Here is a 12,367-nt window from a genome sequence, read left to right on the forward strand (position 1 = left end):
CGAACAGGGTAGTGGCTCGGTCCGACAGTCGCGTAACCGCGAGGGGACGACTACGGCCGCGGACTCGTACGCTGGAGACTATGGCTTTCGCGACCGAGATCCCCGACGACGGGGTCCCCGCCGACCCGACAGTGCTCTCGTACTCGGAGTTCCGACCGATCGGCGACGTCGAACGCAGTACGACCCGGTTCGAGGTAGTGAGCGAATTCACGCCGTCGGGGGACCAACCCACCGCGATCGCAGAGCTGACCGAGCGCTTGGCGCGGGGGGAGCGAGATGTCGTGCTACTCGGTGCGACCGGTACCGGCAAGTCGGCGACAACCGCATGGCTCATCGAGAAAGTGCAGCGACCGACCCTCGTGATGGCGCCCAACAAGACGCTCGCCGCGCAGTTGGCCAACGAACTGCGCGAGATGCTGCCCAACAACGCGGTCGAGTACTTCGTTTCGTATTACGACTACTACCAACCAGAGGCGTACATCGCACAGACGGACACTTTCATCGAGAAGGACTCATCAATCAACGATGATGTCGAGAGGCTTCGGCACTCCGCTACATCGTCACTGTTGTCCAGGCGCGATGTCGTCGTCGTCAGTTCCGTGTCGTGCATCTACGGTCTCGGCACCCCCCAGTCCTATCTCGACAGGTCCGTTGCCCTAGCGATCGGTCAAGAGGTCGACCGCGACCAGCTGCTCCGGCTGCTGGTGGACGTCCAATACGAGCGCAACGACATGTCCATGACGCGTGGCACGTTCCGGGCCAAAGGCGACACCGTCGACATCATCCCCACCTACGAGGAGCTCGCCATCCGCATCGAGTTCTTCGGGGATGAGATCGATGCGCTGTACTACATCCATCCGCTCACCGGTGACGTCGTGCGCAGGGTCGATGAGGTACGCATTTTCCCGGCCACCCACTACGTCGCAGGTCCGGAACGGATGGCCAAGGCGATCGCCTCCATCGAGGCCGAGCTCGAGGAGCGGCTCGCCGAGCTCGAGAATCAGGGCAAACTACTCGAAGCGCAGCGGCTACGAATGAGGACCTCCTACGACATCGAGATGATGCAGCAAGTCGGGTTCTGCTCAGGCATCGAGAACTACTCGCGGCACATCGACGGTCGGCCGGCGGGAAGTTCCCCCGCCACGCTCATCGATTACTTCCCCGAGGACTTCCTCACAGTGATAGACGAGTCGCACGTGACCGTCCCCCAGATCGGCGCGATGTACGAGGGCGACGCCTCCCGCAAACGCAATCTCGTCGACTTCGGGTTCCGGCTGCCGTCCGCACTGGACAACCGCCCGCTGACCTGGGAGGAATTCTCTGGCCGGGTAGGACAGACCGTCTATCTTTCCGCCACTCCGGGGCCCTATGAGATGGGCCGCGCCGGCGGGGAGTTCGTCGAGCAGGTGATCCGGCCGACCGGACTGGTCGACCCGAAGATCGTGGTTAAACCCACTAAGGGTCAGATCGACGACCTTATCGGTGAGATCCGTGAGCGCGCCGAACGCGACGAACGAGTGCTGGTCACGACCCTGACCAAGAAGATGTCCGAGGACCTCACCGACTATCTGCTCGAGTTGGGGATCCGGGTGCGGTACCTCCACTCGGAGATCGACACCCTTCAGCGCGTCGAACTGTTGCGAGATCTGCGGAGGGGCGAGTACGACGTCCTGGTGGGCATCAACCTGCTGCGGGAGGGCCTCGACCTGCCTGAGGTCTCCCTCGTCGCGATCCTCGACGCGGATAAGGAGGGCTTTCTGCGTTCAAGCACCTCGCTCATCCAGACGATCGGCCGCGCCGCCCGAAACGTCTCGGGTGAGGTCCACATGTACGCAGACCGCGTCACGGATTCCATGCAGCACGCGATGGAGGAGACCGAGCGGCGCCGCGAGAAGCAGATCGCCTACAACACCGAACACGGCATCGATCCCCAGCCGCTGCGAAAGAAGATCGCCGACATCCTCGACCGGGTCGGCGAGGACCGCGGAGACAGTGCAGACGCCAGGGACCGGCCGGAACTGGTGGGCGCGCGGGCGGTCGGTGGCGCCGCCCGGCCCCGCAGGGAGTTGGAGAAACTCATCGAGGAGATGACCGAGCAGATGATGTCTGCTGCCACAGACCTGCGGTTCGAGTTGGCGGGGCGTCTCCGCGACGAGATCGCCGAGCTACGCAAGGAGCTCAAGGGGATGCGCGAGGCCGGAATCGACTGACCTTCTGCTCATTCTCCCGCGCTACCCTGCGCGTCGGCGTCGTCCGCGGACTACTCTGAATGACACGTGTTCCCGAGGAGAGGAAGCAAATGAGCGCCTACACCAAGGTGGTGGTAGGAACCGACGGTTCCGAGTCGTCCTACCGTGCCGTCGACCGCGCCGCCCAACTGGCAGCCGATGCCTCGGCGGACCTCGTAATTGCCTGCGCCTACGTGCCCGCCGATCCGAGGTCGGTCAGCCAGGCCGCAGATCAGCTCGGTGAAGACGCCTATCAGATCCGCGGGGACAACCCCGCCGAGGAAATTGTCCGCAGCGCCCGCGAACGGGCGCTGAAGGCCGGGGCCACCCAGATCGAGGCGCGAACGGTGAAGGGGGCTCCCGTCGAATCACTCATCAAGCTGGCCGACGAGGTGGGGGCCGACCTGCTCGTGGTGGGCAACAAAGGACTGAACTCCCTGACCGGGCGATTGCTCGGATCAGTGCCCGCCGATGCCGCGCGTCGCGCGACCTGCGACGTGCTCATCATTCACACCACTTAGGTCTGGGGCGAAGCACCCGTCTCGCGGGATTCACTCACAGAGGTGGTTCCGGCTCGCCTCAATGAGGGCTCCACCCACCGCGGCGGTGTCCAGACCCGGGCTCTGGGCTGCGATCGCACTGGTCAGAGGGCGGATCCGGTCGAGGATAGTCTCCGTGTCCGCCCCGTCGGCGATCCCCCTACAGATGCCGAGCCCCACCTCTACGGTGGTGTCAGCGGTCATTTCGGTGGGGAGACCGAACCCGGACAGATCGGCGAGGAACTCCTGCTCATCGTCGGTGCGGGCAGCAGTTCGACTACTGACGGGGGTCGGTTCCGACGTCCGTGAACCGGGCTCGGCTGCGGCGGCCGCTGACATCGTGCTGTCGGGGGCCTCTCCGCCCGTTCCGCACGCGCCGGCCACGGTTGCTACCGCGACGATGGCCGAGGCCGCCAGCACGCGGTATCGGGTGTCGGTCATGCGGTGAGCTCCTGTGTACGGTCGCCGAGGCTGTCCCGGATAGTCGAGAGTAACGGGCCGAAGCCTCCGGCCTGGACTAGGACCAGCTCTTGGGTTGCCCGGGTGGCGCCGACGTAGAGATCCTGCATCCCTTGCGGTGAGCGCGCGAGGACCCGTTCGGGATCCACCACTACGACCACGTCGAATTCCAGCCCCTTGGCCAACGCCAGCGGCAGCACCGAAGTCCCCGGCCGTGCGTGTTCGACAGCCGCGCTGAGGCCGGGTTGCCCCGTGTCTGCGCGCTCGTCGTCGTCCTGGTCCTCGTCGCCGCCGGTATCGGGCACCAGCACAGCAACTGCCCGTTCCGGGGGTACCGCCGCGACTTCCTCGGCGACCGTCTTCGCAACCGACCTCGCATCCGGCTCGAGCCACGCCACCGGCCGGTGCCCTGGACGCACCGTCCGCGGCGAGGTTGCGCCCGGGTCGATCTCGGCAAGCAGCGTCTGGGCCACAGCGGAGATCGTCTCGGGGGTGCGGTAGTTGACCGTCAGTTCGGTGAGTACCCACCGGTCGTCTACGTACGGCGACAGGGCGTCGTCCCATGAGTCGATGCCTGCCGGACTAGAAGTCTGGGCGACGTCCCCGACCAGGGTCATCCATCTGTTGGGGGAGCGGCGCATAAGCACACGCCACGCCATGGCGGACAGTTCCTGGGCCTCGTCGACGATCACGTGTCCGAACGCCCACGTCCGGTCCGCACCCGCCCGGTCGGCCACTGTGAGGTCGGAATCCGCACTGTGGCGACGGGCGAGGGATTCGGCGTCGACGACGTCGTAGGCCATGAGCACTTCGGGATCGAGATCGTCCTCGATGTCCTGGACGGCCGACCCGGTGAGGATCTCGAGAGCCTCCTCCGCCTGACGCAGTTGCTCCGCCCACGCGCGGTCCGCTTCACTGTCTTCGGCGGTCGGGTCGTCGCCGAGTAGTTCCGCGAGTTCGTCCAGCAGCGGCACATCCGCGACGGAGAACGCCGCGCCGTCGGCGCGATACAGCGCTGCCTGGTCCTCCGTGACATAGTCGCCCGCCGCCTCGGCGATCCGCTCACGGCTCGACAGCAGGTCGGCGAGGACCTGCTCCGGGCGCAGGACGGGCCACCAGCCATCGATCATCTCTGCGACCTCACGGGAGGCCTCGACCTCACGCCGGAGCTCGGCACGGTCGCCCGCGTCCAGCAGGGGGCGCGCGGGGTCTCCGAGGTCACCGACACCGTCGCCCTCCGGCGCCCACGCGTCGTCCTCAGCCCGACCGACCGGCTCGGTCAGCACGGCCACGTACTGCTCTGTGAGGGCATCGATGATCCGTGTCGCGAACGCGGCGCGGGACTGGTTATGGGGTCGGCGGGTCATCCGGCCACGTCCGCGCGCCGCGCGCACTGTCGCCGGGGTCAGGGTCAGTTCGTGTCCCTCGACCTGAACGACGACGTCGGTCTCAGGGGCGAGCTGACGGGCTCGAACCGCGGCTTTGAGGATGCCCACCATCTCGTCGGAGCCCTTGACCTCCTCGCCCCGAAGCGTCTCCGGACCGGTGGCCCGGACGCCCGGATAGAGGTCGGCGAGAGTGCGCAGGACGACGCCAGATTCGCCCAGGGACGGCAGTACGCGCGCGATGTAGTCAAGGAACCGCGCATTGGGCCCGACGATGAGTACACCGCTTCGGTCCAACCTCTGACGATGCGTGTAGAGGAGGTAGGCCGCGCGGTGCAAGGCCACGGCGGTCTTGCCGGTGCCCGGCCCACCCTGGACCACCAGGACCCCTGCGTGCGGGTTGCGGATGATCTCGTCCTGCTCCCGCTGGATGGTGGCCACGATGTCCGTCATGTGCGCGGTGCGGGCGGTGTCCAGCGCTTCGAGTAGCGCGGACTCGCCCACCACATCGTCGTGGTCTTCGGGGAGTTCGCCGTCGGCGGGGGCAGTGAGGTATTCATCGTGGATACCGATCACCCGGCGGCCTATCGTACGCAGGTGGCGGCGCCGATGAGCGCCCTCGGGTCGCGCGGTCGTGGCTAGATAGAAGGGTCGGCTGTGGTCGGCGCGCCAGTCCAACAGCAGGGTCGTGAGGTCCTCGTCGTCGTCCCGCAGACCCACACGTCCGATCCGCCGAACCTCACCGTCCCCCATGTCCAGCCGACCGAAGTACAGGCCCAGGTTCGCGGCACTGTACGCCGCGAGCTCGGAGGAGTAGAGCCGGGCGAAAGACTCCCGCTCCGAGCGTGCCTGAGGGGTGCCGCCGGATTCACGCAAGACGCCGTCCAGGCGCGCGCGGGTATCCGCCCGCAGCTCCTCGAGGCGATCGAGGAGACGGCCGAGGTGACGCTGTTCCTCGTCGACGGCGTCGTGTCCCGTCACGGGCGCTCCTTCCGGGGTGGGGGTTCGAGCAGGATGACCAGGCTACCGGGAACCGTGGGAAGTCCTCCGACGACAACGACCCCGCCCGGGTGCGGGCGGGGTCGTTGGAGGGCCGCAGCGGCGGCCGACCGTGATCCGGGAGGTCGGACCGGTCCGGGCGTCAGGGGTGGATGGCGTTGGCCGCCCTGGCGCGGATCTCATCGGTCTTCTTCTGTACCTGGACGAACTTCTTGCCGGCGTCCTTCTCGAGCTGGGCGGCCTTCTTCTTGACGTCCTTTCCCGCCCTGGCGGCCTTCTTTTGCGCGTCCTTCTTTTCCGCACGAGCGATCGTGCGGGCATCGTCGGCCTGATCTGAGGCGATCCGGGCAGCAATACCGGCCTGTTCGCGGACCTGCGCGGCGTAGGGCCGGGCCTCCTCGACGGCGGAGTGGGCCACGGCACCTGCCTGATCGCGGACCTGCGCGGCGATCGGGGCGGCCTGATCGCGGGCGGCGGCCGCGCGTTCCCGCACTCGGGCAGCGACCACCGGTGCGGTATCGCGGACGACCTCTGCGAAGCCGGTCGCCTGTTCACGGACCTGATCGGCGACCACTGGGGCCTTTGCCCGGACGGTATCGGCCACCTCGGGAGCCTTGTCGCGGACGGTGTCCGCGGCGCCTCGCGCCTGGTCGGCCACGGTATGGGCGACACCGGCGAGCGCGGCTCCTGCGGCTGCGGACTCGGCCTTCGCGCCGGGCAGTTTCGCGGCAACCTTGTCGCCCGCCTTACGTGCACGCCACGCGAGACCGGGCTGCCCCGCGGTGTCAACAGACGCGAGGATGAGCCCGCCGAGGAGGGCCACGTCGGTCGCCAGGCCGGTGGTCTTACGACTGCGGGCGGCGGGGTCGGACTCCATCCAGAACGCATGGCGGCTGAGGGTGGAGGGCACGTGCGCGGCGGTGAGCGCGATGGCGGAGAGCCGGGGGGCCTTGCCCAGCGCGAACAGGACTCCCGCGCCGATCTTGACCCCGGCGAGAGCCTTCACGAGGGTCTCGGTGTCCTTGGGGACAGGCGGGATAGATGCGGATACCGCTTCATTGACGGCCTGCTCGCCCTTCTCCACCAGGGGGGCGGCCTTGTCGACGAGCGGCGCCGCGTCGGTGACATGGGCCTGCGGATTGCGGAGCGTCTCAACGCCGTCGATGACAAACACCGTGGCGAGCATGGGTCGTGCGAGTCGTCGGATCATCGTTCCTCCTGAATAGTTGGGAGTGCGTGCTCGAACCTAGTCTGAACCCGGTGAAGGCGCCTCCGGTCGCGATGCGGGGCAGCCCGCGCTCGGGCTGTCACCGGGGGATTACGCTGCGGTGACCGCATTCGGCGGCGGTTTGATAACGATTGGGTTTCGAGCCGCCGGGCCATGGGGGTGGGGTCGCCGGCACCGTCACCAGCCGCGCTCGCGCCACTCGGCCAGATGCGGCCGCTCTGCGCCGATCGTGGTGTCGTCTCCGTGGCCGGGGTGGACTACCACGTCGTCTCCGAGGGAATCGAAGATCCGGGTCTCCAGGTCGCTCATCAGTGTGGTGAAGGCATCTTCCGACCCAGTCTTTCCTGGCCCGCCCGGGAAGAGGGAGTCGCCGGAGAACAGGTGCGTCCCCACTTCGGTGCGGAGAAGCAGCGCGATGCCGTCGGGGGTATGTCCCCGCAGCCCGATCACCCCGAGTCGCAGGTCGCCAACCACGAGCTCGTCCCCGTGCGAGACGTGGCGGTCAGTGGGAACGTCGATCCCCTCGGCGTCACCGGAGGAGGCAATGGTGGTCAGTCCCAGGGCGTCGACCGTCTCGGCGAGCCCGATCCAGTGGTCGGCGTGAAGGTGCGTGGTGAGTACCGCCTTGACCCCGGGCGCGCGATCCCTCAGATGTGAGATGAGCTGCGGCGCGTCGTTTGCGGCGTCGACGAGCAGCACCTCGCCCGTCGCGGTCGACTCGATCACGTAGACGTTGTTGTCCATTTCGCCGACGGAGATCTTGGTCAGGCGTGCGGGGCCCACGGTCCAGCGCTCGCCGGTCAGTCGGCCGGCCGTGCGGCCGGAGTAGCCCTCGGTGAGGGTGATGCTGTCGGGTAGGGGCTCTGTTGGATTCGCCATAACTGCAGGCTACCGAGGTCGAGCTCAGTCCGTGATCGGAAGCATGTCGTACTTCGTTGGTACCTTCGTTTGCGGGAACGGCAGCCATGCGGCAAGTACGGCTCTCGCCACGGTGACGTGGCGGCCTCCCGACTCGGAAGGAGAACCCATGGTGGACCGTCTGGTCGTCCGCGGCGCACGGGAGCATAACCTCAAGGGCGTGGACATCGACGTCCCCAGGGACTCGCTGATCGTGTTCACAGGGCTGTCGGGATCCGGCAAATCCTCGCTGGCGTTCGACACCATCTTCGCCGAGGGGCAGCGCCGCTACGTCGAGTCACTGTCCTCCTACGCCCGGATGTTCCTGGGACAGATGGACAAACCGGACGTCGACTTCATTGAAGGTTTGTCGCCGGCGGTGTCGATCGACCAGAAGTCGACCAACCGCAACCCCCGATCGACCGTCGGCACCATCACTGAAGTCCACGACTACCTGCGCCTGCTCTACGCCCGCGCGGGTGTTCCGCACTGTCCCACCTGCGGGGAGGTGGTCTCCCGTCAGACCCCGCAGCAAATCGTCGACCAGATCCTCGAGGGGGACCAGGGCGCACGGTTCCAGGTGCTGGCCCCCGTCGTCCGTACGCGAAAGGGCGAGTTCGTCGACCTCTTCGCCCAGCTCGCGGCGGACGGCTACAGCCGCGTGCGGGTCGACGGGGAGTTGCACACGCTCGCCGAGCCGCCGACCCTGAAAAAGCAGGAGAAGCACGACATCGAAGTGGTCGTGGACCGGCTGGCGGCCAAGCCGTCCTCGCGGCAACGGCTCACTGACTCCGTGGAGACCGCGTTAGGTCTGGCGGACGGTGTGATCGTGATCGAGTACGTCGACCTCGACGAGTCGGACCCCGCCCGTCACCGCAGGTTCTCCGAGCACATGGCCTGCCCCAACGGACACCCCATCGCCCTGGACGACATGGAGCCCCGGGCGTTCTCCTTCAACAACCCCTACGGCGCCTGCCCCGTGTGCGACGGTCTCGGCTCCCATCTCGAGGTGGACCCAGACCTGGTCGTGCCGGACCCCGAACGGTCGCTCGCTGACGGCGCGATCGCTCCCTGGTCGGGTGGTCAGAGCGCCGACTACTTCCAGCAGCTCCTCACCGGGCTCGCCGGCGATATGGGATTTGACCTCCGCACTCCATGGCAGGATCTGCCCGCGAAGGTGCGTAAGGCCGTGATGGGCGGTGCCCCGACCAAGGTCCGAGTGCAGTACCGCAACCGGTTCGGCCGCGTCCGGACCTACGACGCGAAGTTCGAAGGCGTGATGTCCTTCCTCAAGCGGCGCCTGGAGCAGACTGAATCGGAGTCGCAGAAGGAGCGCTACCAGGGTTACATGCGCGAGGTGCCGTGCCCGGGCTGCAACGGCACGCGCCTCAAGCCGGAGATCCTCGCCGTCACCCTCGCCGGACCCGGGGGCCAGGAGCGCTCGATCGCGGACATCAGTCGCATGTCTGTCGAGGACTGCGCGGCATTCTTGGACGGGCTCGAGCTCGACTCCCGCCAGGCGCTGATCGCAGGTCGAGTCCTCAAGGAGATCCAGGCTCGGATGGGCTTCCTGCTTGACGTAGGACTGGACTACCTGTCGCTCGATCGCGTCGCCGGAAGCCTGTCCGGTGGCGAGGCGCAGCGAATTCGACTGGCCACGCAGATCGGTTCGGGCCTCGCGGGCGTTCTCTACGTCCTCGACGAGCCGTCCATCGGTCTGCACCAGCGGGATAATCGCCGGCTCATCGACACCCTCGTCCGGCTGCGCGACCTCGGCAACACCCTGCTGGTGGTCGAGCATGACGAGGACACCATCCGTTCGGCGGATTGGATCGTCGACATCGGACCACTCGCTGGTGAGCACGGGGGCCGAGTGGTCCACTCGGGCGACTACGAGGGACTGCTGGCCAACAAGGAATCGCTGACCGGCGACTACCTCGCGGGCCGCCGTCAGATCGCCATCCCGGACAAGCGGCGCGAGCCGAGCCCAGACAAGCGACTGCACGTGCGGGGTGCGCGAGAGAACAACCTCAAGAATGTCGACGTGGTGTTCCCCGGGGGCGTGCTGTGCGCGGTCACCGGGGTTTCCGGGTCGGGGAAGTCCACCCTGGTCAACGACATCCTGGCGACCTCACTGGCCAACCAGCTCAACCGGGCCCGGCAGGTGCCCGGTCGTCACTCGCGGATCGATGGCGTGGACGCGTTCGACAAGCTCGTCCAGGTGGACCAGTCTCCGATCGGTCGCACCCCCCGCTCGAACCCGGCGACCTACACCGGGGTGTTCGACAAGATTCGCACCCTGTTCGCCGCCACCACCGAAGCAAAGGTTCGCGGTTACAAGCAGGGCCGGTTCTCGTTCAACGTCAAGGGCGGTCGGTGTGAGGCGTGCCAGGGCGACGGCACGCTGAAGATCGAGATGAACTTTCTGCCGGACGTCTACGTCCCGTGCGAGGTGTGCCACGGCGCGCGATACAACAGAGAGACGCTCGAGGTGCACTACAAGGGCAAGACCATCGCCGAGGTGTTGGACATGCCCATCGAGGAGGCGTGCGAGTTCTTCGAACCAATCACGTCGATCCACCGGTACCTCAAGACCCTCACGGAGGTCGGACTCGGCTACGTCCGGCTGGGTCAGTCTGCCCCGACTCTCTCCGGAGGTGAGGCCCAGCGGGTCAAATTGGCGGCCGAACTGCAGAAGCGGTCAAGCGGTCGGACGGTGTACGTCCTCGACGAGCCCACCACCGGCCTGCACTTCGAGGACATCACCAAGCTTCTGCTGGTGATCCAGGGACTGGTCGACAAGGGCAACACAGTCATCGTTATCGAGCACAACCTCGATGTCATCAAGAGCGCCGACTGGGTCATCGACATGGGACCTGAGGGCGGTGCCGGCGGCGGTAGCGTCGTCGCGCAGGGCACTCCGGAGGAGGTCGCCGCCGTTCCAGAGAGCCACACTGGACGCTTCCTGGCCGAGGTGCTCCCGTCGGCTGCCGTGGATGCGGGGGCCCCGGATGCCCTGGAGCCCGAGGCTTCGTCCGGGAGGCCGTCTGGGAAGAGTGCTTCCGCGAAGGGCGCTTCGGTGTCGAAGGTTCCCGCGAAGTCGTCGACCGCAGCGCAGAAGAGCGCGGCCAAGGCGGCGCGGAAAGCACGCGCTCTACGCTGACCGACCCGTCCCCGGGCGGGCCGGCGCGCCCGGCCCGGGCCCCATGGTCAGTAGACCGGGCCGGTGAACTTTTCGCCGGGGCCGTCGCCGGGCTCGTCGGGGTAGGCGCTGGCCTCGCGGAACGCGCGCTGCAGGCCCTGCAAGCCGTCCTTCACGACCCTGGCCTGAGGTCCCAGGTGCTCGGCGGACCCGGCAACGAGCCCGGCGAGAGCAGTGATGAGTTTGCGAGACTCATCGAGGTCCAGGCGAGGACTCTTGGATGGATCGTCGTCAGAGAGCCCCAGCTTTTCGGCGGCTGCGCTCATGAGAACAACGATCGAACGAAAGATGATCTCCTGCGCGGAGACATCGGCCAGGTCGACGATCTCGACCTCTCGGGCGTCGAGGTGCCCCTCGAGCAGGTTCTCGGCCGCAGGCTGATCGGTGAAAGCGGGCTGGTCGGTGGTCATGCAGAATACTGTCCCACGGACTGTCACCTATGGTGTGGCCAGACACCGGTTTGGGGGCAACGCTCGGGCCTGGTACAGTCATACATCGACTGTGGGAATCCGCTACGTAGTGGGTTCCATCGTCCAAGAGGAGCCCGATCTCCCACCATCCGACGCCATGAGGCAGTTTGATGGTCACCACCCCGGCGAGGGGCTGCGAGTGATCGCGGAAGTTTTTCGCCGACGGGTGAGGAGTGAGAGGCCCCCGGTAGCCGTACCGAGGGGCCTTCTCGGTTTTGACCGGCCTGGCCGGCGGGCCGGGGTCCTCGAGGGCGGTTGTGCGATCGCGTAAGCGACCGCGGACAGAGCACCGTAACTACCGAGGAGGGCCCATCAGCGCCGAAGCACGTATCAACGAACGAATCCGTGTCCCCGAAGTCCGACTCGTCGGCCCCGGGGGCGAGCAGGTGGGGATCGTTCGCGTCGAAGATGCACTTCGTCTGGCCCTGGAGGCCGATCTGGACCTCGTCGAGGTCGCGCCCAACGCGCGCCCGCCGGTGTGCAAGATCATGGACTACGGCAAGTTCAAGTACGAGGCGGCGCAGAAAGAGCGCGAGTCGCGGAAGAACCAGCAGCAGACCGTTGTCAAGGAGCAGAAGCTCCGGCCCAAGATCGACACCCATGACTATGAGACCAAGAAGGGGAACGTCGTCCGTTTCCTGGAGAAGGGCTCCAAGGTCAAAGTCACGATCATGTTCCGCGGTCGAGAGCAGTCCCGGCCCGAGCTCGGGTTCCGGCTGCTCCAGCGCCTGGCGGATGACATCACCGACTACGGATACGTGGAGACCAGCGCCAAGCAGGACGGCCGCAATATGACCATGGTCGTCGCCCCCCACCGCGGCGCCAAGACCCGCGCCAAGGCGCAGGACTCCAAGGTCACCGACCCCGCTTCCGAATAGTCCCTCCGCCGACCAGACCACGGACGCCCGCCGTCCGCTCACCCGAGACCCCACCGGGCCTTTCGGGACGAACCATGTGAGG

The 12,367-nt window shown here is 66.9% G+C and carries 9 protein-coding genes; 4 read left to right on the top strand and 5 right to left on the bottom strand.

Translation table 11 applies throughout. From position 1 onward, the window contains the following. Nucleotides 1–80 precede the first annotated feature (80 nt). Nucleotides 81–2,210 carry an excinuclease ABC subunit UvrB gene (gene uvrB, locus FQ137_RS14300; RefSeq protein WP_149293249.1) on the top strand — a complete coding sequence of 710 codons (2,130 nt, stop codon included), beginning with the start codon at nucleotides 81–83 and terminating at the stop codon, nucleotides 2,208–2,210. An 89-nt stretch (nucleotides 2,211–2,299) separates the two neighbouring features. Next, nucleotides 2,300–2,749: a universal stress protein gene (locus FQ137_RS14305; protein ID WP_149293250.1), complete on the top strand. Its 450-nt coding sequence runs from the start codon at nucleotides 2,300–2,302 to the stop codon at nucleotides 2,747–2,749. Nucleotides 2,750–2,779: 30 nt separating this feature from the next. On the opposite strand, the gene FQ137_RS14310 is transcribed toward FQ137_RS14305, so the two are convergent. The 4 genes from FQ137_RS14310 to FQ137_RS14325 all read right to left on the bottom strand — a co-directional run bounded on the left by FQ137_RS14310 (nucleotide 2,780) and on the right by FQ137_RS14325 (nucleotide 7,717). After that, nucleotides 2,780–3,208, bottom strand: a complete 429-nt coding sequence (locus FQ137_RS14310) for a DUF732 domain-containing protein (RefSeq protein ID WP_223146518.1) — start codon at nucleotides 3,206–3,208, stop codon at nucleotides 2,780–2,782. Next, nucleotides 3,205–5,592 (bottom strand): ATP-binding domain-containing protein, encoded by a 2,388-nt coding sequence (locus tag FQ137_RS14315; RefSeq protein ID WP_149293251.1) that lies wholly within the window; start codon nucleotides 5,590–5,592, stop codon nucleotides 3,205–3,207. The genes FQ137_RS14310 and FQ137_RS14315 overlap by 4 nt, the downstream gene beginning before the upstream one ends. 160 nt (nucleotides 5,593–5,752) lie before the next feature. After that, nucleotides 5,753–6,820, bottom strand: coding sequence for a DoxX family protein (locus FQ137_RS14320; protein WP_149293252.1), 1,068 nt, complete (start codon nucleotides 6,818–6,820; stop codon nucleotides 5,753–5,755). Nucleotides 6,821–7,015: 195 nt separating this feature from the next. Next, nucleotides 7,016–7,717, bottom strand: coding sequence for an MBL fold metallo-hydrolase (locus tag FQ137_RS14325; protein WP_149293253.1), 702 nt, complete (start codon nucleotides 7,715–7,717; stop codon nucleotides 7,016–7,018). Between the two features lie 148 nt (nucleotides 7,718–7,865). On the opposite strand from FQ137_RS14325, the gene uvrA reads away from it, so the two are divergent. Further along, nucleotides 7,866–10,898, top strand: a complete 3,033-nt coding sequence (gene uvrA / locus FQ137_RS14330) for an excinuclease ABC subunit UvrA (RefSeq protein WP_149293254.1) — start codon at nucleotides 7,866–7,868, stop codon at nucleotides 10,896–10,898. 47 nt (nucleotides 10,899–10,945) lie between these two features. Here uvrA and FQ137_RS14335 read toward each other — a convergent pair whose 3' ends face one another. Continuing rightward, nucleotides 10,946–11,347: a DUF1844 domain-containing protein gene (locus FQ137_RS14335; RefSeq protein ID WP_149293255.1), complete on the bottom strand. Its 402-nt coding sequence runs from the start codon at nucleotides 11,345–11,347 to the stop codon at nucleotides 10,946–10,948. 317 nt (nucleotides 11,348–11,664) lie between these two features. Here FQ137_RS14335 and infC point away from each other — a divergent pair, with 317 nt between their 5' ends. Further along, nucleotides 11,665–12,285, top strand: a complete 621-nt coding sequence (gene infC, locus FQ137_RS14340) for a translation initiation factor IF-3 (protein ID WP_149293256.1) — start codon at nucleotides 11,665–11,667, stop codon at nucleotides 12,283–12,285. Nucleotides 12,286–12,367 lie beyond the last annotated feature (82 nt).

Origin of the sequence: Dietzia sp. ANT_WB102 (assembly GCF_008369165.1) — a bacterium.
Lineage (GTDB): Bacteria > Actinomycetota > Actinomycetes > Mycobacteriales > Mycobacteriaceae > Dietzia.

Coding starts and splice junctions, on each gene's coding strand:
- uvrB (WP_149293249.1), top strand. CDS start 81: ATGGCTTTCGCGACCGAGATCCCCGACGACGGGGTCCCCGCCGACCCG.
- FQ137_RS14305 (WP_149293250.1), top strand. CDS start 2,300: ATGAGCGCCTACACCAAGGTGGTGGTAGGAACCGACGGTTCCGAGTCG.
- FQ137_RS14310 (WP_223146518.1), bottom strand. CDS start 3,208: ATGACCGACACCCGATACCGCGTGCTGGCGGCCTCGGCCATCGTCGCG.
- FQ137_RS14320 (WP_149293252.1), bottom strand. CDS start 6,820: ATGATCCGACGACTCGCACGACCCATGCTCGCCACGGTGTTTGTCATC.
- FQ137_RS14325 (WP_149293253.1), bottom strand. CDS start 7,717: ATGGCGAATCCAACAGAGCCCCTACCCGACAGCATCACCCTCACCGAG.
- uvrA (WP_149293254.1), top strand. CDS start 7,866: ATGGTGGACCGTCTGGTCGTCCGCGGCGCACGGGAGCATAACCTCAAG.
- FQ137_RS14335 (WP_149293255.1), bottom strand. CDS start 11,347: ATGACCACCGACCAGCCCGCTTTCACCGATCAGCCTGCGGCCGAGAAC.